General features: G+C 60.5%; 17 protein-coding genes. 1 reads left to right on the plus strand and 16 read right to left on the minus strand.

The window, feature by feature from the left end; all coding sequences use genetic code 11:
* The first annotated feature begins 27 nt into the window (after positions 1 to 27).
* A complete protein-coding gene (locus tag QEO92_RS07505) occupies positions 28 to 669 on the plus strand; it encodes a winged helix-turn-helix domain-containing protein (RefSeq protein WP_227702610.1) in 642 nt (213 codons plus the stop codon).
* A 28-nt stretch (positions 670 to 697) separates the two neighbouring features.
* On the opposite strand, the gene arsH is transcribed toward QEO92_RS07505, so the two are convergent.
* From arsH to QEO92_RS07585, 16 genes are all read right to left on the minus strand, one after another.
* The gene (gene arsH, locus QEO92_RS07510) at positions 698 to 1,414 is read right to left on the minus strand and encodes an arsenical resistance protein ArsH (protein WP_227702611.1); all 717 of its coding nucleotides are present in this window, start codon (positions 1,412 to 1,414) and stop codon (positions 698 to 700) included.
* 37 nt (positions 1,415 to 1,451) lie between these two features.
* Positions 1,452 to 1,775: an ArsR/SmtB family transcription factor gene (locus QEO92_RS07515; RefSeq protein WP_210052686.1), complete on the minus strand. Its 324-nt coding sequence runs from the start codon at positions 1,773 to 1,775 to the stop codon at positions 1,452 to 1,454.
* 783 nt (positions 1,776 to 2,558) lie between these two features.
* Complete coding sequence (locus tag QEO92_RS07520) at positions 2,559 to 6,374, minus strand: vitamin B12-dependent ribonucleotide reductase (RefSeq protein WP_227702612.1); 3,816 nt, start codon at positions 6,372 to 6,374, stop codon at positions 2,559 to 2,561.
* 677 nt (positions 6,375 to 7,051) lie between these two features.
* A complete protein-coding gene (gene gpt, locus QEO92_RS07525) occupies positions 7,052 to 7,549 on the minus strand; it encodes a xanthine phosphoribosyltransferase (RefSeq protein ID WP_210052691.1) in 498 nt (165 codons plus the stop codon).
* A gap of 606 nt (positions 7,550 to 8,155) precedes the next feature.
* Complete coding sequence (gene gabD, locus QEO92_RS07530; RefSeq protein WP_037146183.1) at positions 8,156 to 9,610, minus strand: NADP-dependent succinate-semialdehyde dehydrogenase; 1,455 nt, start codon at positions 9,608 to 9,610, stop codon at positions 8,156 to 8,158.
* A gap of 47 nt (positions 9,611 to 9,657) precedes the next feature.
* Entirely contained in the window at positions 9,658 to 11,265 is a 1,608-nt protein-coding gene (locus tag QEO92_RS07535; RefSeq protein ID WP_037146184.1) for a GMC family oxidoreductase, read from the minus strand.
* Positions 11,265 to 12,689, minus strand: a complete 1,425-nt coding sequence (locus QEO92_RS07540; protein ID WP_052182626.1) for an FAD-binding oxidoreductase — start codon at positions 12,687 to 12,689, stop codon at positions 11,265 to 11,267. Before QEO92_RS07540 ends, QEO92_RS07535 begins: the two co-directional genes overlap by 1 nt.
* The gene (locus tag QEO92_RS07545; RefSeq protein ID WP_227702613.1) at positions 12,686 to 13,531 is read right to left on the minus strand and encodes a shikimate dehydrogenase family protein; all 846 of its coding nucleotides are present in this window, start codon (positions 13,529 to 13,531) and stop codon (positions 12,686 to 12,688) included. The genes QEO92_RS07540 and QEO92_RS07545 overlap by 4 nt, the downstream gene beginning before the upstream one ends.
* A gap of 52 nt (positions 13,532 to 13,583) precedes the next feature.
* Positions 13,584 to 14,393, minus strand: coding sequence for a 3-oxoacyl-ACP reductase FabG (gene fabG, locus QEO92_RS07550; protein WP_037146187.1), 810 nt, complete (start codon positions 14,391 to 14,393; stop codon positions 13,584 to 13,586).
* 1 nt (position 14,394) lies between these two features.
* Positions 14,395 to 15,099 carry an ABC transporter ATP-binding protein gene (locus QEO92_RS07555; protein WP_037146189.1) on the minus strand — a complete coding sequence of 235 codons (705 nt, stop codon included), beginning with the start codon at positions 15,097 to 15,099 and terminating at the stop codon, positions 14,395 to 14,397.
* The gene (locus QEO92_RS07560) at positions 15,086 to 16,843 is read right to left on the minus strand and encodes a branched-chain amino acid ABC transporter ATP-binding protein/permease (protein ID WP_200883910.1); all 1,758 of its coding nucleotides are present in this window, start codon (positions 16,841 to 16,843) and stop codon (positions 15,086 to 15,088) included. Before QEO92_RS07560 ends, QEO92_RS07555 begins: the two co-directional genes overlap by 14 nt.
* Positions 16,844 to 16,893: 50 nt before the next feature.
* On the minus strand, positions 16,894 to 17,781 hold the full coding sequence (locus QEO92_RS07565; RefSeq protein ID WP_227702614.1) for a branched-chain amino acid ABC transporter permease: 888 nt from the start codon (positions 17,779 to 17,781) through the stop codon (positions 16,894 to 16,896).
* 58 nt (positions 17,782 to 17,839) lie between these two features.
* Entirely contained in the window at positions 17,840 to 19,042 is a 1,203-nt protein-coding gene (locus tag QEO92_RS07570) for an ABC transporter substrate-binding protein (RefSeq protein ID WP_037146195.1), read from the minus strand.
* 43 nt (positions 19,043 to 19,085) lie between these two features.
* On the minus strand, positions 19,086 to 20,825 hold the full coding sequence (locus QEO92_RS07575) for an acetolactate synthase catalytic subunit (RefSeq protein WP_227705111.1): 1,740 nt from the start codon (positions 20,823 to 20,825) through the stop codon (positions 19,086 to 19,088).
* Between the two features lie 2 nt (positions 20,826 to 20,827).
* Positions 20,828 to 21,856, minus strand: a complete 1,029-nt coding sequence (locus QEO92_RS07580) for an NAD(P)H-quinone oxidoreductase (RefSeq protein WP_227702615.1) — start codon at positions 21,854 to 21,856, stop codon at positions 20,828 to 20,830.
* A complete protein-coding gene (locus tag QEO92_RS07585; protein ID WP_037146198.1) occupies positions 21,853 to 22,896 on the minus strand; it encodes a zinc-dependent alcohol dehydrogenase in 1,044 nt (347 codons plus the stop codon). The genes QEO92_RS07580 and QEO92_RS07585 overlap by 4 nt, the downstream gene beginning before the upstream one ends.
* Positions 22,897 to 23,013: the final 117 nt, after the last annotated feature.

Below are 23,013 nucleotides of genomic sequence, written 5' to 3' on the forward strand. Positions count from 1 at the left end.
TTGGGAGGGAAGACCGATAGGAGCACCATGCGCAACATCCTGCTCGTGCAGTCCAATCCCTATCTCGGAGAGATCCTCAAGGCGAGCTTCCAGCGTGAAGGGTTCAGTGCAATGCTGCTGGGATCTGTCAGTGAAATCCCCCGGAGTGCCGCCGAGACCGTTACGGATCTCGTAGTCCTCGAAGAGACGTCCGCCATGGGCGGTATCGATATCTTTACAGACATCAGGCTCGCGACCTCCGCCCCCATTCTCGTTCTTGCACGTGCAGAGGCGGAACGGCAATGGGCGGGGATCGCGGACGACGTGCTTGCGGCTCCATTCGCCGTTCAGGAACTTTTTGCACGGAGCAGCACGCTCGTGGGCAGGGGGGCGCTGCGTCGGACAATCTACGCGGCCGGGGATATTTCAATGAACCTCGAGATGCACCGGGTGACCAGGGGAGCACGTGTCATTCATCTGGGGCCCACCGAGTTCAGACTCCTGCAACTCTTTCTTGCCGAGCCCCAGAGACTGTGGTCCCGTGCCGAGATCGTCGATAAGGTGTGGTCACCGGGCAGGGACGAGCGCAACGTCGACGTTGATGTGAAGAAGCTACGCGCCGCCTTGAACCGGAAAGGGGAGAGTGATGCCATTCGCACGGTCCGCGGGGCGGGATACGGCATGGCGTAAGCCGCCGCACGCACTTGCCTTCGGCTGTTCAGCCTCCGGCAGCCTTGCCAAGATTGACGCGCTTCGACAGCTCATCCACGGTCTCCTTGCGCTCGCTGTAACGGTCCGTGAGGTATGGCGACACGTCCCTTGTGAGGAGCGTGAACTTGACCAGTTCCTCGCAGACGTCGACGACCCGGTCGTAGTAAGACGATGGCTTCATCCTGCCATCCTGATCGAACTCGAGGAAGGCCTTGGCGACGGACGACTGGTTGGGAATGGTGATCATCCGCATCCACCGACCCAGCACCCGGAGCTGGTTGACCGCGTTGAAGGACTGGGACCCGCCACTGACCTGCATCACCGCGAGCGTCTTTCCCTGCGTGGGCCGGACTGACCCGATCGAAAGCGGTATCCAGTCGATTTGCGCCTTCATGATCCCGCTCATCGATCCGTGCCGCTCGGGGGAAATCCAGACCTGACCTTCCGACCACTCGGAAAGTGAGCGCAACTCCTGGACCTTCGGGTGGCTCACCGGCTCCTCGTCCGGAAGTGGAAGTCCGCGTGGATCGAAGATCTTCACCTCGCACCCGAAGTGCTCGAGGAGGCGCCGCGTCTCGTGCGCCAACAGTCGGCTGTAGGAGGTTTCCCGGAGCGAACCGTAGAGGATCAGGATGCGGGGCTTATGGGTGGACATCGGCGGACGGAGGGCTTCTGCATCAGGGAGCATCAGATGCTCGTCGACGGCGGCGGGGAGGCTTGTCATTTCGTGTCTCCGTGGTCTTGTGCAGCAGCGTTGCTGTTCATGCCTGCTGGGATGGAAGTTGTTCCTGATCGACTGGAAGGCCCCGGCAGCATTCCTTCAGGAGGAATGATACGAGGTTGCCGATGGCGTCGAAGCGGGCGCTGTAGATGAGCGATCTGCTGTCGCGCCGCATCGAGATCAGGCCCGCGTGCTCCAGCTCCTTCAGATGGAAGCTGATATTGGAAGGGGAGGTGCCCAGTATCTCGGCGATCCTGCCAGCGGCCAGGCCGTCAGCGCCAGCGACGACCAGCGTGCGAACTACGTTCAGCCTGGTCTCCTGTGAAAGTGCCGCAAAGGCGGCTAGCGCCTGCTTGTCATCCATGATTCAATATCCGTTGAAATCTAATAATGCAGATATGTCACGGGACGGCTTGGTGCAAGGAGGAGTTGGAAAAAGATCCGGCACCTCGAGGGCGTGCCCAGCCATTGCTTTCGGCAGCCAATGGGTCGCTCGCTTGCCCCATCGTGCGCCCTTAAACATGCAATTCACTACTATAAGATGTATCGAGTAGGGCGCTGAGGGGGGGATGCCATGCCATTTCTGGACGACGACATCGTGCATCTGCGTAGGCCTGACTTCGTACCCTGCCACTGGCGCTATTTCGTCTATACATCAATTCATGGGCGCACCCACGGAGCTTGGTATGGCGGTAGTCGACGCTCGGATCCTCATTCTCTAGCGGACTTATCAAAACGTATTCGGAGACTGGAGAATCTCATCTCCAACAGTGTGTTCGCTCGCCGGATTCGAAGGGACGTCTTCAACACCTAGATCATCCGGCGAGCGAAATCCTCCAGGCCGCACCGAGATGGGTGAGAGAGCGGCTTTGGCTTCGTCGAGATGAGTACGCCCCTGCTCGGGAGTCGCGACTTAAATTCGTCTGGCTGGACACAGCCATTGAGATATCCAATCGAAGGACGTTCGAGCAGACAAAAAATTAAGCAAATACAGGCGTCGAAACGCCTGTATTTGCCGGACTTGCGACCGTCCCAACTCGTTGGCCGCTTTTGGCTTCCAGATCGGCCAGTAATTGGCCGTTTTTCGCCTTTTTAGCCAGTTCTAGGTTCGGTTTCTCACTGCTGTTGCCGCGAGTACGATGAGTACTCAAGAACACCCACTTGTACTTCCGCACGTGTCGCATTTCTCGCAGGTGCCGTTTCTTACCATAGTGAAATTCTGGCACTCGGAGCACATGTTGCCCGTATATCCCTGGGCGATGGAGCGCATGCGGCGTTCGTTCTCCACCTTCTTGGCTTCGGTCTTCGCGGTTGCGGCTTCGTCGGCTGCAGCATCGGAGAAGAGGCCGGTGGTCGCCTGCTGTTCCTCTGCCAGTTCCTCGACGATCTCTTCGGCAAGCTCCCGGGCGCGTTCCTCGTAGTCCCGCTTGAAGGAAACCACTTCCGAAGTGGAGACGGCGACGGTCGGCTCCAGCTTGCGGGCCGCAGCGCCGGCAAAGGCGGTGACGGTCGCGCCGGCCGAAGCCCGCGCCGGCGCTGCGGTCGCGGCACCCTTGGCTTCGGAGGCGGCCGGGCGCTCGCCGCCGATCTTCGGCACCAGCGTGGGCTTGTATCCGCGGGTCAGGCCTTTGGAGACGATGTCCGCCTTGCCTTCCGAGACACCCCGGCCGAGCGCGGTGTTGGAAAAGTCCGACGTGTCCACATGGGCGAGATCGTGGCGGCCGAGATAGGAAATCGCGAGTTCGCGGAACACGTAGTCGAGGATCGACGTGGCGTTCTTGATCGCGTCATTGCCCGTGACGATGCCGGCCGGCTCGAACTTCGTGAACGTGAAGGCGTCGACATATTCCTCGAGCGGCACGCCATATTGCAGGCCGAGCGAGACAGAGATCGCGAAATTGTTGATGAAGGCGCGCAGCGCCGAACCTTCCTTGTTCATGTCGAGGAAGATTTCGCCGAGACGCCCGTCGTCATATTCGCCGGTGCGCAGGAAGATCGTGTGGCCGCCGATCTTGGCCTTCTGGGTGTAACCCTTGCGGCGGGCGGGCAGCTTTTCCTGCGAGCGGACGACCTTTTCGATGATCCGCTCAACGATCTTCTCCGTGACCTGCACCGCTTGGGCGGCAGCCGGCTGGCTGAGCAGTTCCTCGATCGCGTCGTCCGCATCGTCCTCATCGATCAGCGACGAGTTGAGCGGCTGCGACAGCTTGGAACCGTCGCGGTAAAGCGCGTTCGCCTTCAATGCGAGCTTCCAAGAGAGCATGTAGGCCGCGCCGCAGTCCGCGACGGTCGCGTCGTTTGGCATGTTGATCGTCTTGGAGATTGCACCCGAGATGAACGGCTGGGCGGCCGCCATCATGCGGATGTGGCTTTCGACCGAAAGGTAACGCTTGCCGATCTTGCCGCAGGGATTGGCGCAATCGAAGACCGGCAGGTGCTCGGCTTTCAGGAACGGCGCGCCTTCCAGCGTCATCGCGCCGCAGACATGGATGTTGGCGGCCTCGATGTCCTTCTTCGCAAAACCGAGATGTTCGAGCAGGTTGAAGCTGACGTCGGAAAGCTGCGCGTCGGTGACCTTCAGCGTGTCTTTCAGGAAGTCGGCGCCGAGCGTCCACTGGTTGAAGACGAACTTGATGTCGAAGGCCTGCTTCAGCGCTGCATTGACCGCTTCGATCTTTTCCGCGGTGAAACCCTTCGCAGCAAGCGTGGTGGGGTTGATGGCGGGCGCCTGGTTCAGATTGCCGTGACCGACCGCATAGGCCTCGATCTCGGCGATCTGCGCTTCGGAATAGCCGAGCGTGCGCAGCGCCTCGGGTACTGCGCGGTTGATGATCTTCCAGTAGCCGCCGCCGGCGAGCTTCTTGAACTTGACGAGCGCGAAATCGGGCTCGATGCCGGTCGTGTCGCAATCCATGACAAGGCCGATCGTACCGGTCGGGGCGATGACCGAGACCTGCGCGTTGCGGTAGCCGTGCTGTTCGCCGAGTTCGAGCGCCTTGTCCCAGGCGGCCTTGGCATGGGCCGCGAGATCCTGGTCCGGGTTGTCGGAATGGACGAGCGCGACCGGGTTGACCGACAGCGCCTCATAACCCGAGGTTTCGCCATGGGCCGCGCGGCGATGGTTGCGGATGACGCGCAGCATGTTGTCGCGGTTCGGCGCAAAGTTTGGGAAGGGGCCGAGCTCGGCGGCCATTTCAGCCGACGTGGCGTAGGAAATGCCGGTCATGATCGCGGTGAGCGAGCCGGCGATGGCGCGGCCTTCCGCCGAGTCATAGGGAATGCCGGTGGACATCAAGAGGCCGCCGATATTCGCATAGCCGAGGCCGAGCGTGCGGTATTCGTAGGAGAGTTCGGCGATGCGCTTCGACGGGAACTGCGCCATCATGACGGAGATTTCGAGCACGATCGTCCAAAGACGCGTGGCATGTTCGTAATCGGCGATATTGATGCGCTTGGTGGAGGCATCCTTGAAGGCGAGCAGGTTCATCGAGGCGAGGTTGCAGGCCGTATCGTCGAGGAACATGTATTCCGAGCACGGGTTCGAGCCGCGGATCGGGCCGCCGGCCGGCGACGTATGCCAGTCGTTCATCGTCGTGTTGAAGTGGATGCCCGGATCGGCGGACGCCCAGGCGGCATAGGAAATCTGCTCCCAGAGGTCCTTAGCCTTCAGGGTCTTCATCACACGGCCGTCCTTGCGGGCGGTGAGGTTCCAGTCGCCGTCGTTTTCGACAGCGCGCAGGAAGTCATCCTTCAGCGAGACGGAGTTGTTGGAATTCTGGCCGGAGACGGTGAGATAGGCTTCCGAATCCCAGTCCGTGTCGTAGGTCTTGAACTCCATGTCCTTGTAGCCCTGGCGGGCGAACTGGATGACGCGGCCGATATAGTTTTCCGGAACCTGATCCTTCTTGGCGGCGCGAATCTCGCGCTTCAGCGCCGGGTTCTTCAACGGATCGAAGCAGTCTTCTCCAGTGCCGCCTTCGCAATTGACGCAGGCCTTCATGATCGCCTTCAGATGCCTGGCGACGATCTTCGAGCCGGTGACCAGCGCCGCCACCTTCTGCTCTTCCTTGACCTTCCAGTTGATATATTCCTCGATATCCGGATGGTCGATGTCGACGACGACCATCTTGGCGGCGCGGCGCGTCGTGCCGCCCGACTTGATGGCGCCGGCGGCGCGGTCGCCGATCTTCAAAAAGCTCATCAGGCCGGAGGAGCGTCCGCCGCCGGAAAGCTTTTCGCCTTCGCCGCGCAGCATGGAGAAGTTGGAGCCGGTGCCGGAGCCGTATTTGAAGAGGCGCGCCTCGCGGACCCACAGGTCCATGATGCCGCCTTCGTTGACGAGGTCGTCCTCGACAGACTGGATGAAGCAGGCATGCGGCTGCGGATGTTCATAGGCCGACTTCGACTTCGTCAGCTTGCCGGTGAAGGGGTCGACATAGAAATGGCCCTGGCCGGGGCCGTCGATGCCATAGGCCCAGAAAAGGCCGGTGTTGAACCACTGCGGGGAGTTCGGCGCGACGCGCTGGGTGGCGAGCATGTAGGCAAGCTCGTCCATGAAGGCGCTCGCATCTTCCTCCGACGAGAAATAGCCGCCCTTCCAGCCCCAATAGGTCCACGTGCCGGCAAGACGGGAGAAAACCTGACGTGCATCGGTCTCGGAGCCGTACTGCTCGTCCTTCGGCAGCGCCTTCATCGCTTCCGTGTCGGGGACCGAACGCCAGAGGAACGAGGGAACATCGTTTTCCTCGACCTTTTTCAGGATCTTCGGGACGCCGGCCTTGCGGAAATATTTCTGCGCCAGAACGTCGGTCGCGACCTGGGAGAACTGCGCCGGCACGTCGATGTCGGCCGCCCTGAAGACGATGGAACCGTCGGGATTCTTGATCTCGCTGACGGCCTTGCGGAATTCGATTTCCGCATAGGCGCCCTGGCCTGGCTTGGTGAAACGACGTTCGATGCGCATTGCCTTAATCCCTCGTCTGTTGGCCCTTGCTCAGGGGCGCAAATATCCGCTCCCGCTGCACGCCATCATGTGCAGCCGGTTGAAATTCCATCCAGGTGAATCATCGTGGATGCCTACCTGTATATTGCGATGAATGCTGGCTGCAAACACTAAATATAGTATTAACAGGTTCTTTTTGCCAGTCCCAATCGCAGTTTTGGCGAGCAAATCCGGATGCGCACGAAAGCCCTCTGGCAGGCCGGCTCTTCACCGCCGATCTGCCATCTGTCGTTTCCGTTCAACTCGAAAAGGAACCGGCCTCGTTATCCCCGGTCCAGTCGCCGCCGCAACATGAGGAACACTGTCGGACGACGCGAGAGATTCGTCAAGGCGTAGATTGCTACGGTTTTATAACCACAAGATATTGTGCTTTGCTGCTGTGGATAACGGGGAGAAAAAATAATCGAGGAATCTCAAGGTATTGCGAGGATGGCTTGAAGCTTGCGCAACGGCGTCCGGCGAATTTTTTCACGCTCGGACGCTTCGCGGGCCCGCGGCTGAGCCGGATTTGCAGGAATCCGGCGTACCATATTGAGGCATCTGGGAGATTTTGCACCCGCTAGGAATAGAAGAGCCCGCGCGGCCTGCGGCAGGGCGGGTTCTCGACAGGGCGTTAGAACTCGGGCAGGCGGGGAGAATCAGCCTTTGGCGCCTTTGGCGATCGGCTCCTGATAGGTGAAGCCCATGTCCCAGGGAAAATAGATCCAGGTGTCCTGGCTGACCTCGGTCACGAACGTATCGACAGTCGGAACGCCCTTGGGCTTGGCGTAGACGCAGGCGAAGTGCGCCTTGGGCAACATGGCGCGCACTTCGGAAGCCGTCTTGCCCGTATCGGTCAGGTCGTCGACGACGAGCACGCCGGCGCCTTCGTTTTTTGTGAGCTCGGGAGTGATTCCCTTGAGCAGGGCCATTTCGCCCTGGTTGACGTAGTCGTGGTAGGAGGCGACGCAGACGGTCTCGATCAGGCGGATGTTGAGTTCGCGCGAGATGATCGCCGCCGGCACGAGGCCGCCGCGGGTGATGCAGACGATGGCGCGGAACTCCTGGTTAAGACCGGCGAGCCGCCAGGCAAGCGCCCGGGCGTCGCGGTGGAATTGATCCCAGGAGACGGGGAATGCTTTTTCAGGAAGAGACATGGTTCAGCCAATCAGCGAGAGCTTTCGTTGGCTCTCGCTAATAGCGGCAATCCCGGCTTCCTGGCAAGCCGGCGATTCGCGGCTGTGGATTGCAAAATGGCCGATGGGAACGGTGCAGGTGACGAGTGCCGCACACGCGACGGCTTCCGGCCTTGGAACGAGCCCGCTCGCGCGAAAGGGGTGCGGGTTTTGAGGCTTGTGCCTTGCTAACGGCACCGGTGAGGCTTTGGATCATGGATTGGAAGTCGTCATTGTTCGCCCACCAGGCCTGATAGCGCCGCGTGCTCTTCGGTCGGCTGAATTCGACCGCGTTTTGATTTCGACAGCCTCGTCGTCTTGCAGCAAAAGGGGATGTGCTGCCTCAAGGCAGGACGCGATCCGGCCCATGCGGTTCCGACGGCAATTATTTCCGCTCTTGCAACGGTTTTCTAATAGGAAAGACTTGGGCTTGCTGCCTCCAGGCGCTCGGCCCTTTCTTGGCGCCTTCAGATCAAAGAGCCGCCATAAGCTGTCATTTCCACCCCTCGTATATTACCGGAGGCGTGCAAAGCTGACCGGGTCGTCTTCAGGCAGTAAAGGGGCCGCTATCACGGGGAGCAGCCAACCTCATGCTATACCGCCGAGGCAGACGTATTTTAGCTCCAGGAATTCCTCGATTCCGTAGCGCGACCCTTCGCGTCCGAGGCCGGAGAGCTTGACGCCTCCGAACGGGGCTTCGGCGGTTGAGATCAGGCCTGTGTTCACACCGACCATGCCATACTCGAGAGCTTCTGCGACCCGGAATACCCGTGCCATATCCTTTGCGAAGAAATACGATGCTAGACCAAATTCAGTATCATTGGCCTGTCGAATGACGTCTGCCTCGTCCCGGAAGCGGAACAGCGGGGCGACCGGTCCGAAAGTTTCCTCCCGCGCGACCGCCATATCCGCCGTGACATCTGCAAGCACTGTGGGCTCGTAGAAAGCCTTCCCGAGTGGAAGCCGCTTGCCTCCAGTGATGGTGCGGGCCCCCTTGTTCAGGGCATCCGCCACATGTTCTTCGACCTTCTCCAGTGCCGCCTGGTCGATCAGCGGCCCGAGGATGACACCTTCGTCAAAGCCGTTACCCGTGACGAGCTTACCGACCGCGCCAGCCAGCTTGTCCGCGAACGCGTCATAGACGCCGTCCTGTACGTATAGGCGGTTCGCGCAGACACAGGTCTGTCCGTTGTTACGGAACTTTGCGATGATTGCGCCTTCGACCGCCGCATCGAGATCAGCGTCGTCAAAGACGATAAAGGGTGCGTTCCCGCCGAGTTCGAGGCCGAGCTTCTTGATGGTCGGCGCCGACTGCTTGTAGAGTTCTGCGCCCACTTCGGTCGAGCCGGTGAAGGTCAGCTTTCGCACGACCGGATTTTGGGTCATCTCGCCACCGATCTCGCGTGCAGAGCCCGTCACGACGCTGAACAGCCCCTTGGGCAGCCCGGCCCGTTCGCCGAGAATGGCGATAGCAATGGCTGAAAACGGTGTCTGCGACGCCGGCTTCAGCACCATGGCGCAGCCAGCCGCGAACGCGGGACCGGCCTTGCGCGTGATCATGGCGTTCGGGAAGTTCCACGGTGTGATTGCCGCGACGACACCGATAGGCTGCTTCATCACCATGATCCGCTTGTCGGGCTGGTGTCCTGGAATGAGGTCGCCATAGACACGCCGAGCTTCTTCCCCAAACCACTCTATGAAGCTTGCGCCGTATGCGATCTCTCCCATGGCCTCGGCGAGCGGCTTGCCTTGCTCGAGCGTCAGGATCTTTCCGAGATCCTCCTTGTTCTCCATCATCAGTTCGTACCATCTGCGCAGGGTGCCGGCGCGCTCCTTGGCGGTGCGGGCGGCCCAGTCCTTTTGAGCGGTGCGGGCGGCTTCAATCGCTGCTCGGGTGTCCGACGCCCCAAGCTTCGGCACATGACCTATGATCTCTCCGGTTGCCGGATTGTCGACGGCAATGCGCCTGTTCGCATCCGCCTCGACCCAGTCTCCGCCCACGAGAGCGGCTTCACGGAAGAGAGATTGATCCTTGAGTTTCATGGTTTGATTCCTGTTGTCCAAAGCGGGCGCTTGCCGCAACCTGGTCCTTAACTTGCATCCTGAAGGATCAAGTCTGCAGCCTTTTCTGCGATCATGAAAACGGCGGCCTGCGTATTCCCTGAGACCATGGTCGGCATTATCGAGGCATCGGCGATGCGAAGGCCGTCGACACCGCGAACCTTGAGACTAGGGTCGGTGACTGCGTTTTCATCCGTTCCCATCCGACAGGTGCCGCAGATATGGTAGATAGTTTGGCCGTCACGTCTTGCGAAGTTCAGCCAGTCTTCGTCCGTTCTGCAATCCAAACCGGGGCTCATTTCTTTGTCGCGGAAACCGTCCATGGGAGCCTCTTCGACAATCTTTCGCGCGATCTTCATTCCATCGACGATCGTCCGGCGATCCTCATCCGTTGCCAGGAAGTTAGGGCGGATGGCTGGTGCCGCAAAGGGGTCTGGAGATTTGGAATGAATGGTTCCGCGGGACTCCGGCCGAAGCTGGGTGACGCCGATGGTCATGCCAGGCAGCCGGTCAAGCTTACGCTCGGCTGCATTGGCGTAACTCGCATGCATGAAGAAATACTGGACATCTGGCCCCTCAAGGCCGGGGCGGGTGCGGACGAAACCGTGAACGAGACCGGTTCCGAGTGTCAGGATTCCACTGCGCATCGCGAAGTAGCGCGTCACCGCCAGCCCGAGCCTAATGCCACGTGTCTGCTCATTGAGCGTGACCGGCCGCTTAACGCGCCAATTCATGCGGGTACAAAAGTGGTCGATGTAGTTGGCGCCGACTCCTGGTAGGGCGTGTTGGACTTCGATCCCCAGCGGCTGCAAGACCCGTGGATCGCCAATACCAGACAACTCCATCAATTGCGGCGTCTGAGCAGCGCCGGCGGTAAGGATGACTTCCCGGCGTGCGTGGATTTCAATGGAGCGGCTGCCCGATTGTATTACGACTCCTGTCGCGCGACTGTTCTCGAGAAGGATGCGGGTCACGTGGGCGTCGGTTCGGACGTCCAGATTGTGCCTGGCCAGCGCTGGCTGAAGATAAGCGGCGGCCGCACTGACCCGACGGCCACGCCGCTGGTTCACCTGGTAGTAGCCGAAGCCATCCTGACTCTGTCCATTGTAGTCGACGTTACGCTCAAAGCCCGCACTCCTCGCTCCGGCAATGAAGGCTTCGGCAATGAGAGGGCGTTCCTTGACCTGCGTGACCGGCAATGGACCGCCTCGGGCACGCAGCGAAGAGGCAGGACCGTCATAGTCTTCAAGTTTCCGGAAATAGGGGAGCACCTCCTGAAAGCTCCAGCCCCGGCAGCCCTGTTGCGCCCAACCGTCATAGTCCTGCGGCTGGCCCCGCACATAGATCATGCCGTTGATCAATGTGGAGCCGCCAAGCCCTTTGCCACGCGGAACGGAGATGATGCGGTTGCCGGTCGCTTCCTCAGGTTCGGTCTGAAAGCGCCAGTTGAAGGCCGGGTTGGTGAGGAGCTTGCTGAAGCCGGCAGGGATCTCCACCCAAAAGCTTCGGGCGGCCTTGCCGGCCTCCAGCATCAGGACCGTGTGCTTTCCTGACTCTGTCAAACGATTTGCGAGCACGCAACCAGCCGTGCCACCACCCACGATGATGTAGTCGAACGAGTCGGGGGCATGCTGCATCAAATCGTTTCTCCGATCGCTTTGGAGTGGGAGAGTTTGGAAGGGAGGATCTTGCCGGGATTCAACAGACCGTCTGGGTCAAGCGCCGTCTTCAACGTGGAAGCGAGACGCAGGTCGGCGTCCGGGGCGACACGCAGCCATTCATCGACGCGGTACTGTCCTAATCCATGTTCTGCGGAGATCGAGCCGCCGTGCTTGACCACGACATCGTGCACCACCCGATTGATCGCCTGTTGGTCGTGATCGGGTTCCAAGAGGACATTGTAATGGAGATTGCCATCGCCCAGGTGGCCGAAGAGGTTTAGGCCGGCGCCGGGAGCCACGGTTTCCAATGCAGCCTCGGCATCAGCCAGAAAGGCTCCCATGCGCGTGAGCGGTACGGAAATGTCGTGCTTCAGGCTCGAACCCCGCCGTGCTTCCGCCTCCGTGACGTGCTCCCGCAAAGCCCAGATCTGGCGCGCCTGCATGTCCGATTCCGCGACAACCCCATCAACTACCCATCCGATTTCGAAGCCAGCGGCAAGCACCGCCTCGGCTGCATCCCGTAGACCGGATAAACTGGACGTCGCTTCGAGCAGGATGAACCACTCACCTGCCGCTATCGGGCTCTTTAACTGGGCGTAGCGCTCGATGAGATCGATCGATTGCGCCGAGATCAGCTCGAATGCCGAGAGCGCCTCGCCGATGTCCTGTTGAGTGAGTTCAAAAAGCGAAATCGCCGCGTCAAGGTTGGTGACGCTGAGGAGTGTCGTGACCGAGTGGCGGGGCACAGTGACGAGCCGCATGACTGCGGCGGTGACGATGCCGAGAGTTCCCTCCGAGCCGATGAACCATTGTTTCCAGTCATAGCCGGCATTATCCTTGCGCAGATGACGCAAGCCGCTTGCCACGCTACCATCGGCGAGAACGACTTCAAGTCCAAGAGTAAGGTCGCGTGTCATCCCATAGCGCAGGACGTTGAGACCACCGGCATTCGTGGCGATCACCCCGCCGATGGTGGCCGAGCCCTCAGCCGCTATGGCAATTGGCAGCATGCGACCTACTTCCGAAGCGTTTTCGCGCACGGTCTGGAGGATCGCACCCGCTTCTACTTCTATCGTCATGCCGACCGGATCGAGAGAGCGGATTGCTCGCATGCGATTCAGAGACAAGACAACCTGGCCTGCGCTACTGTCAGGAATGGCCCCTGCGGCAAGGCCGGAGTTGCCGCCCTGAGGCACGATGGTGAAGCCGAGCTCACGGCAATGCCGGACAACTCCGGCGACTTCTGATGTTGAGGCGGGCCGTACCACACAAGCCGGCACACCCGTGGAGCTTCGCTTCCAATCCGTTGCGTAAGGCGCGACATCTTCGTTTGAAGTCAGGACGTAGCGCCCGCCCACGACGTCAGCAAGCGCCGAGAGAAGTTGGCTTCGGTCCGTCATGCCAGCGCGCCCATATGCTGCGCCATCAGCACGATCTGCGATTCCAGCATCGGCTTGCCAGGGAATATCCGGCACCCCTTGGCCTCTGCCGCCTTGAGCAGCGGGGTCATGGCGGGTTCCATGATGGCATCCGCGACAAGCTGGTCCCCGCGCAGCCTTGACAAATCGAGTGGCGGCTCGTCGTTCAAACGCATACCGAGGGAGGTGCCGTTGACGACGAGATCGTGGTTCGCGATGCGATCAGCATCCGTGTCGACCGTGAGTGCCGGATAGGCCGCTCTGAGACGCTCGGTGAGGCCCTTGGCACGTTCTATCGTTCGGTTGGCCACTGTGATGTGAACCACCCCCGCCTCGGCAAGCGCGAAGGCGATTGCGCTGGAGGCACCACCCGCGCCCGCCAGGTAGACGCTCATCCCCGCAGGATCCGCATTTGCAACGCGCAAGGCCTCGACAAAGCCAATGCCGTCGAGCATGGCGCCGACCATGCGGCCGTCCGCCTCACGGCGAACGCAGTTCACCGCCCCAATATTGCGTGCGGCACCCGTGACCTCGTCGCACAGCGCCAGCATGTCCGTCTTGTGCGGCACGGTGGCGATGAAGCCGCCGAAGTTCTCCATGCGCCGAAGGCCATCAACGAGCGTCTTCAAACCATCGGGCTTGACGTGGAAAGGGACGAGCACCCCATCGACGCCGCGTGATGTCAACAGGGCGTTCATCACCTCTGGCGTTTTCACATGGTAGATCGGGTCGGCGAGGATGCCGTAGATGCGGGTGCGTCCGGTGACGGGTGGCAGGAAGCCCCGGTGGAGCGCTTGGCCTTCGCCAACGATCGGAGAGTTCATGAGAAGGTCCTGTCCGTTGTCTTGAGCGACACGTGTCCATTGGCCTGCGCATTCAGGTCATGTAGAGGCCACCGGCTACGTCGATAGTCTGCCCGGTGACGAAGCTTGCTTCCGGCGAGGTGAGGTAGAGGGCGAGATCGGCCACTTCCTCGGGAGCGCCCAATCGTCCCATTGGCGTCATCCGAACCTGTTCGTCGTTGACCTCGCCCGCAACCGCGCGAACCATAGGCGTCTCGATCCTCCCAGGCGCGATGGCATTGACCCGCACTCCGAATGGCCCGAGTTCTGCGGCCAGATGCTTCGTAAAGCCGATCAGTGCCGATTTGGTCGCAGCATAGTGGCAGGCGACGATGGGCGAGTATGTTTTGCCCGCGACCGACGACATGTTGACGATCCAGCCGGCTTTCATGTCCCGCATGCTGGGGGAGAGCGCGCGGATGGTGTTGAAGCAGCCGGAGAGGTTGACCGCAACAACCCGGTTCCATTCGTCGGGCTCCATCTCCCAGATCTTGTGCGCAACTCCGTCATGTTTCGGAGAAATTCCGGCATTGTTCACCACTGTGTCGAAGGGGCCGCCAATCTGGCTTGCTGCTTGGGCAAGCGTCTTCTCGACCGAGGGGTAATCGGAGACATCAAGCACCAGTGGAACCGCTGCCCCCTTGCGATTGCCACGGATCGATCGCACCGTCTCGTTGATGTCGGCTTCGTTCATGTCGGCGACGCCGACGGTTGCGCCACGGGCCGCAAAGCGTTGGGCAATAGCGCGCCCGATACCGCGTCCGGCCCCCGTTACCAAGACCCGACGTCCTGCGTGGCTTGGTCTGGTGGCGATTTCTTCCGGATTGATTTCCCGATTCGACATTTCAGATTCCCAGATATGCTTGACGGACGTGATCGTTGTGGAGGAGTGCGTCGGACGTGTCGGCCAGAACGATTTCGCCGTTCTCGAGGACGTAGCCACGGTCGGCTGCTTTCAGCGTATGGAAGACGTTCTGCTCGACGATCAAGACGGTTGCTCCCGTCTTCACGATCGTCTCAATGACTTCGAAAACCTGTGCGACGATGATAGGCGCCAGGCCGAGCGATGGTTCATCGAACATCAGAAGTTTCGGCCGCGCCATCATGCCCCGAGCGATCGCGACCATCTGCTGTTCGCCGCCCGACAGTGAACCAGCCTTTTGGGCAAGACGCTCGCGCACTCGCGGAAAGAGCGACAGGACCTCCTCCAAGGCCGTGTCCTTATGCTGTCGGGCGGCCTTTCGATAGGCGCCCATCAGCAGGTTCTCCTGGACCGTCATGTCCGGGAAGAGCTGCCGCCCCTCCGGGATCAGGGTGATACCGCGATCCACCGTGTCATGCGAGGAGAGCCGCGTGACGTCCTCACCTTCGAACGTGATCTTTCCCGCCGCCGGACGGATAAGCCCAGCGATGGTGCGCAAAGTAGTCGTCTTGCCGGCGCCATTGGCGCCGACGATTGTTACGACTTCTCCGGCCTCAACCGTCAGTGAAATATCGTGCAGGATCGTTGTCGGGCCGTAGCCGGCGTGGACGTTCTCAAGCCTGAGCATCGATGAATTCCTTTCCGAGATAAGCTTCGACGACCAGGGGATCCTTGACCACCTCGCGGGGTTCTCCGTGGGCAATGATCTTGCCGGAGTTGAGAACGATGACACGATCGGAGAGAGACATGACGGCCTGCATGACGTGTTCGATCGCGACGATGCTGACGCCGCTGTCGCGGATAGATTTCATCAGATCGATTGCCCGGCGTACGTCCGTCTGATTGATTCCGGCCATGACCTCGTCGAGTAGGAGGATCCGTGGCTTCATGGCCATGACGCGCGCCACTTCCAGCCGCTTCAGGCCACCAATGGTCAGGCCGCGTGCCTCCGCATTAAGCCATGGTGCCAGCCCCATCCGCTCTGCCGTTTCGCGCGCAACCTCACGGGCCTCCTCAACGTCCGAATAGCGATGGAATGCGCCGACCATGATGTTTTCTTCAACGGTCATCGCGGCGAAGGGCTGAACGATTTGGAACGTGCGCCCCACGCCGATCGCAGCGAAATCGCCAGGCGTGATCGGACTTTGCCAACCGCCGTCGGGCGACCGAACGGTGACCGAGCCACTGTCCGCCTTCAAGAAGCCGGAGATCATGTTGAAGACCGTGGTCTTGCCGGCGCCATTGGGACCGATGAGCCCGAGGATTTCGCCCTCTCGGAGGGTGAAGCTCACATCATTGGTGACATGAAGGCCGCCGAACCGCTTCTGCAGATGTTCTACACGCATGATGTCGGAACCGATCGGTGCCCGTTCTGCTGGGGTTGCCGCGGCCGGGCTGGCAGCAACGGTGCCGGCAGACACTCCGCGCTCCCGCTTCTGCTTCATGAAGCGGGAGACTGGGCCCATCAGGCCGTTCGGCATGAACAGAACGACCAGCATCAGAACGACGCCATAGACGAAGCCGTGAAGACCGAGTGCATGCGCCCCAAGCCAGCCGCGCGCAAGCTCGCTGATCGGTACGAGAAGGACGGCGCCGAGGAGGGGGCCAAATACTGTACCCAAACCGCCGATCAGAGCAAACATGGCAATCTGGATCGACGTTTGCAGAGAGAACATCGCAGCCGGCTCGATGAAGGTCAGATACATCGCATGGAATGTGCCGAGAAAGGCGGTGAGGGCGGCGGATACCGCCACGGCTGCGAGCCGGACCCTTATTGTACCGACACCAGCGGCAAGCGCCGCCGATTCCCTTTCGCGTGTTGCGACAAGGTAGAAGCCCATGCGGTTTGAGCGAATCCACCAGGCGACCGCCAGTGTCAGGAGGAGCATACCGAATGCGATCAGCAACTGCGGGAGGCGGTCACGGAAGACCATCCATTCCCAGCCGATCTGCAGCGGGATCATCAGCCCGGTGGCGCCGCCGGTCAAGTCACGCCAATGAAGGGCGAGAACTCGGAACACTTCCAAGAACGCAATAGTAGCAAGAGCGAAGAACGGACCATGTAGGCGGAAGCAGGGGTAGCTGATGACCACCGCGGCCACCACAGCAATCGAGGCTCCCGCAAACATGCCAATCCAGGGACTGATCCCCATGTTCATGAGGATGACGCCAGTGTAGGCGCCGATCCCGTAGAAAATGGCATGGCCGAGCGAAAGCTGGCCGGCAAAGCCGCCCACTATGTTCCACGCCGTCGACAAGGCTGCAAAGATGCAGATCGTGATGAAGATATGGTAGACGAACTGATCGCCAACCATGAAGGGGATTACGATCAGCGACGCCAGGATCGCTGCGAGAGGAAGCGCTTTCAGCATCCGGCCATTCGAGAGTGCCTGAGACTGAGCGGAAGTGGCGGAGATATCTGTCATGGCGACACGTGCGAAAGGTTGAGACGCGAGCTGAACAGGCCCGACGGCTTCAGGATGAGGATCAGGAGGAATACGCTGAAGACGGCGACCTCACGAAGGTCGGAGCCGATATAAAAGCCGGCGAAGCTGTCGATCAGGCCGATGATCATCGAACCTGCGAAGGCCCCGCCGATCGAGCCAAGCCCCCCAAGCACCACGACGACAAACGCGGTCAAGACGAAGTATGTGCCGATGCCCGACGACGTGGGATAAAGAGGAGCGATGAGGACCGAGGCGACCCCGACACAGGCGGCGCCGACGCCGAACGTCAGGATATAGATCCAGTTGACGTTGATGCCCATCAATTGGGCGGCAGCGCGGTTCTGAGCCACGGCGCGGATGGCGCGGCCCGTTTGTGTGCGGGAAAGGAAGAGCTGGAGAGCCAAGACGATTGCAACGGAAGCAATCAGGATTGCGAGTTGCCCTGACAGCAGGCGTACGGGTCCAAGCTGCAAGGGCGTGCGGAGCCCACTTGCGGGCGTGCTGGCAATGTCGGCACCGAAGATCAGTAGGGCCAGGTTGATTAGCGCTGTGGAAAGGCCGACGGTCGCGAAGATCTGAATGTGATCGTCATCCGCAGACATGAGCGGCTGAATCAAAAACCGCTGCGTCAGGGCACCCAGGACGAAGAGGGCTGGCGCGACGAGGATGACGGTAGCAAAGGGATGAATCCCCATCCAGGTCGTCAGCACGTATGTCAGATACATGCCCACCATGAGAAATTCCCCATGAGCGAAATTGACGACTTTGACGATGCCGAAGATCAAGGTCAGCCCCACAGCGACGATCGCAAACAGGCTACCGAGCATGATCCCGTTGGTGAGAACTTGCAAAAACGTGTTCATCGGGCCTCCCCAGGACAGAAGGGTGCCGGGCGGTGGCCGCCCGGCACGGTCAGAAGGCTCACTCGCCTAGTTTCATAGGCGTGATGGCGGCTGAGTCCGGGAAGACGGTGACAAGTTTGCCATCCTGCCACTGCATTCCCATCATCTCGGCGCGTTCGTTTTGGTTGTCTTCACCGAACTTGAAGCCATAACCGGTTGCTGTGACGCCGGCTTTGATGTCGATGGACTTGACGGCCTCTACGATCGTGTCCGGCTCGAAGTCGGACGCTTTGCCGAGAGCTTCCAGGACGACCTTGGCACCGACATAGTTGTTCAGCGAGTGCCCGGAACGAGGCGCCGAGCCATATTTCTTCTGATAAGCTTCGACAAACTCTTCTAGGCCCGGAGTATAACTTGTGTTGACGCTGTATTGGGTGAAGTCGACGTCCAATACGCCTTCGATTACCTCATGCCCGACCGCGTCCGCAGTGGGCTGCATTGAATAACCGCCGCCGCCGCCGATGATGGCGGATGGCTTATAACCCGCCTCGTTTGCCTGCTGCAGGAAAAGCACCGAGTCATTCTGATACGAGGTCTGTAGGACGATATCGACCTCACGGTTCTTCAGATCGAGAACAAGCGACGACATGTCAACCGTGGCGGCTGGGTATGCCTGCGTGTTGACGATGTTGAGGCCGGCTTCCTTGGCATAAGCGTTCTGCCGTTCAGCAACGGATGTTCCGTAGCTGGAATCCTCGTGGATAATTCCGATCTTCAGGTCAGCCGGCCCTTTGCCGATACCGGGGCCGACTTTTTCAACGACCATCTGGATGATCATCTTGGCCATGTCGTCGGCGGTCGGGTTGGTGCGATAGAGGTACTTGAGACCGCGGCCGGTGACTTCTTCGGCCACGGCGCCGAGCTCAAAATATGGAATGCCTGCCAGCTCCGTCACCTGGCTGGCAGCGATCGAGCGAGCCGAGGAATAGGTGCCGAAGATTGCCTTTACGCCCTCCAGTGAAGTAAGGCGTCGTGCTTCACCAATGGCCTGGTTGTTATCGACCGCATCGCCCCGCACCAACGTGATCTGCTCGCCCTGGATGCCTCCCGCGGCGTTGATCTCCTCTACAGCCAGCTCAAGGCCGCGAGCGCTCTCTTCACCCAGCAGGGCAAGCTGCCCGCTGAAAGGATAAAGCGCGCCAAACTTGACCTCGGCATTTGCCGCGGAGGCAGTAAAAGCCAGAGAGATAGCTGTGGTCTTCAGTAGGTACGACAGTTTCATTGTTTCCTCCCGTGAAAACGTCGTTGCTGATGGGTCTGATGTGTCAGTAGTTCAGGGCGTCCCTGCCTTCGAAGCTGGTGATAGGCGGATAGGCCCGCTGATCGGTGATGACGTCCAGCACCGTCGTCCGGCCGCTCGCCAGTGCGTCCTTCAGCGCAGGCAGGAAGTCTGCTGGGCTTTCGATACGGACGCCGTCGCAGCCGACTGCGCGTGCGATCGCAGCGTGATCGACGGCTTCGAAGTCACACACATCGGTGAAGCCGCCGAAGAGGCTGAGCTCTGCGTGTTTTTGGTAGCCGAGAATCTGGTTGTTGAGCACGACCACAACGACGGGCAGCTTCATGCGTCGCGCGGTTTCCAGCTCTGACCAGACATGCCCAAAACCTCCGTCGCCCGTGAGGCAGATGACGGGCGCATCCGGACGCGCTGTCTTCGCGCCGATAGCGTAGGGCAATCCCCAACCAAGGCCGGCGATGCCGCGCGGCGTGAGGAAGCGTTGCCCTGATTTTTGTGCAGTCAGGAAGTTCGCGATCCAGATGGACGAATAGCTCGCGTCGGCTACGGTGATAGTCTCGGGTGTTAGGACGGTGTCGATGTCTGCAAGGATGCGTTCCGGCCTCAGCGGGGAGGCGTCCATGTTGACCAGGCGTTTCATGTCATCCTTGTGGGCTGCCCGGCCACTGGCGATTGTCGCTTCGAGTGTCGGGCGTCTAGATGTGATCGCCGAGAGATCCCGCTTCTTCAATTCGGCTTCCAGGGCTGAAAGAGTGAGCTTGGCGTCACCGACCAGCCTGAAGGCCTCGTAATTTCGGCCAACCTCGCTGCTTTCGATGTCGATATGGATGTAGGTGGCGTTCTTTGGATAAAGGGACCAACTGTCGGTCCCATTCTGGTTCGTCCGGTTGCCGACAAGGATCACTAGATCGGCTTCCGTGACCAGCGAGCGCAGGTGTGACGAACGGCTCCGAGGGGCCATGAAATAGCCCACGACACCGACGGAAAGCGGATGAGATTCCGCCACCGAGCCTTTCCCCATGACCGTGGTAGCAACTGGAAGACCGAGCGCTTGCACGGCTTCCAATTGCGCCCACGCCTGGGAGGAATGAACTCCGCCACCAGCAATGACGATCGGCGTTTTGGCGGCGGCGATCATGTCGGCTGCAGCCGAGACCCTCTCCGGATCAGCAACCGTCCGGTCGAGTGGGAATGTGCCAAGCGAGGCGGAACGTTGCGGCGTCGCAGGGTCGAGATCAGGCCGCTCGTCCAGCACATCGAGCGGCACCAGCAGGACCGCAGGACCGGCGCGACCGCTTGCGGCCGCTGTGAACGCCATGTCGACATAATCGTCGATCCGCTGTGGATCGGCGACGCGACGAACCCATTTGGCGACGCCGCTGAACAAGGCAAAATGGTCGAGCTCCTGAAACGCGTTCTTGTCGGTGAAGCGCCGCGAAACATCCTGGACGATCGCCACCATGGGAATCGATGCCTTCAAGGCTTCAGCGAGGCCAGGAACGAGTAGCGTGGCCGCAGGGCCGTTCTGGGCGGTGACAACTGCAACTTTCCCGGATGTCCGCGCATAAGCGTCTGCCATGGCGGCGCCGGCGTTCTCGGTACGATAGCCAATCTGGCGGATGCCATAGTCCGGAGCCGCAAGAAACAATGCGGAGGGAATGCTCTGCCCGAAGATCTCCTTTACGCCATGACGTTTCAGGGCAGCCGCCAGAAGATGGGCCCCTGTCATGTTGCTGCCCGTAGACTGGACCGGATGATTGGCGACCATGTTCATGCCCTTGCTCCCTTGTGTGCCTTGCCTTCGCCGTTCTGCATGGAAAGAACGATCTTCCCGATGTGAGTGCCCGCATCCATGCGGCCATGTGCTTCCTGCACGTCTTCGAGGGGGAAGACGGAATCGATCAGCGGCTTCACCTTGCCTGCCTCGATGAGCGGCAGGACCCTTTCGCGCAGTGCGTCCGCGAGCTTTGCTTTCATCTCGATCGGCCGAGCGCGAAGGGTGGATCCGGTGAGGGTGACGCGCTTCATCAGCAGGGGCGTGAAGTCGACCTCAGCCTTTGCTCCACCTAGGAAAGCGATCTGCGCGATCCGGCCGTCGACGGCGATTGCTTCCAGATTTCGGGCGATGTAGTCGCCGCCGACCATGTCGAGGATCACGTCGGGGCCACGCCCATCGGTGAGCGCTTTGCATTCCGTCACGAAGTCCTCGCCGCGATAGTTGATGGCGGCGTCAGCGCCGAGATCGAGGCACGCCTTGCATTTCTCGTGCGAACCCGCCGTAGCGATCACGCGTGACCCGAGAGCCTTGGCGAGTGAAATCGCCGTTGTCCCGATCCCCGAGGTGCCGCCATGGATCAGGATGGTCTCACCCGGAGCCAGCCGGGCCCGTTCGAAGACATTGCTCCAAACCGTAAAGAACGTTTCGGGAAAGGCGGCGGCCTCTATAAACTCGAGGCAGTCGGGGATCGGGAGTGTGGCGCCCTCCTGAACGATGGCCCAGTCGGCATAGGCGCCGCTGTGAACGAGCGCCATCACCCGGTCTCCTTGCTTGAACCGCTGGACATTCGGGCCGACGGCTTCCACCGTTCCGGCAAGCTCGAGTCCCAGAACGTCGGATGCTCCCGGAGGCGGAGGATAGTTGCCCTGCCGCTGCATGACGTCGGGCCTATTGATGCCGGCCGCACGAACCCGCACCAGCATTTCTCCGTCGCCCGGAACGGGGCAGGGGCGATTGATCAGTTCCAGCACTTCCGGTCCGCCCGGCTGTTTGGCAATCACAGCTTGCATAGTGGAGGTCATTCCTGTTCTCCGTCAGGGATTAGGAGGACCTTGACGGCCTCCCGGCTGCGAGCGAGCTCGAACCCTTCGGCCGCCTTTGAAAGCGGGCACCGATGCGTCGCCATGGCCGATAGAACCTGTGCATGATCAGCCAGGAGGGAGATTGCCTCCGACAATGCCTCATTTGTCGTGTCATGGGCCGCGCGGAGCTGCTTCTTCTCGCGTACGAAGCGTGTCAGATCGAGTTCCAGCGGCCGAGAATGGATGCCCGCTACGACGAAGATGCCGCTCGAGCGAAGGACGGCGAGCCCCTCTGCGACAGAGGTGGAGATGCCGGTTGCCTCCAGAACTCGATCCACAGGCCGACCGAAATGTTGCTCGACAGCTTCACGCAGCGTTTCCCGTGCAAGGTCTACCGTTGCCGCGACACCAAGGTCCCGCGCATGTTTCAAGCGCACATCGTCGTTGAAACCAGCGACTAGGACTTCGGCGCCTCGTTTCGATGCAACGAAAGCCATACCCAGCCCGATGGGGCCCGGGCCCAGGACGACAACCTGGTCACCGGCCGAGATGTCGGCGGTGTTGACCGCATGTACGGCAACGGCGAGCGGTTCGGCCAATGCAGCTACGTCCAATGGAAGATCGGTCGGCACCACCCGACAGTTGATTGCGGGAACTGTCACGCGACCAGCAAAGCCGCCGTTGACATGAAAGCCGATGATACGGCGATCGCTGCAATCCTGAGGGCGCCCGGCTGAGCAGGCATGGCACTTTTCACAGGCGATCGTTGGCCAGCAGACAACTCGGTCGCCTACCTGGATGTCTTGCACGCCCTCTCCGACAGCCTCCACGATACCAGAGAACTCGTGGCCCAGTGTTAGGGGCAAAAATCTCTGCATGAACTCGTAGCCGGATGTCCACTCATAGGCATGAATGTCGCTGCCACAGATGCCGGCTGCCGCGACTTCGATGGTCGCCATGCCGGCTGCTGGCAAAGTCGGCTCAGGAACTGTAACGATATCGGCACCGAAAGCCGGCGCCGTCTTACGAAAGGCAAGCAAATGTCACTCCTCCCATTGCACCCGCTTTGGACCTCCTCGTCCAGGTTCATCAGCAAATTTGGCTTCGCCTAACCGTCAGTGGGTGCTATATGTAATTTGTTATAACACTTTTTCGCA

This window comes from Neorhizobium petrolearium, assembly GCF_029854435.1.
In the GTDB taxonomy this organism is placed as follows: Bacteria; Pseudomonadota; Alphaproteobacteria; order Rhizobiales; family Rhizobiaceae; genus Neorhizobium; species Neorhizobium petrolearium.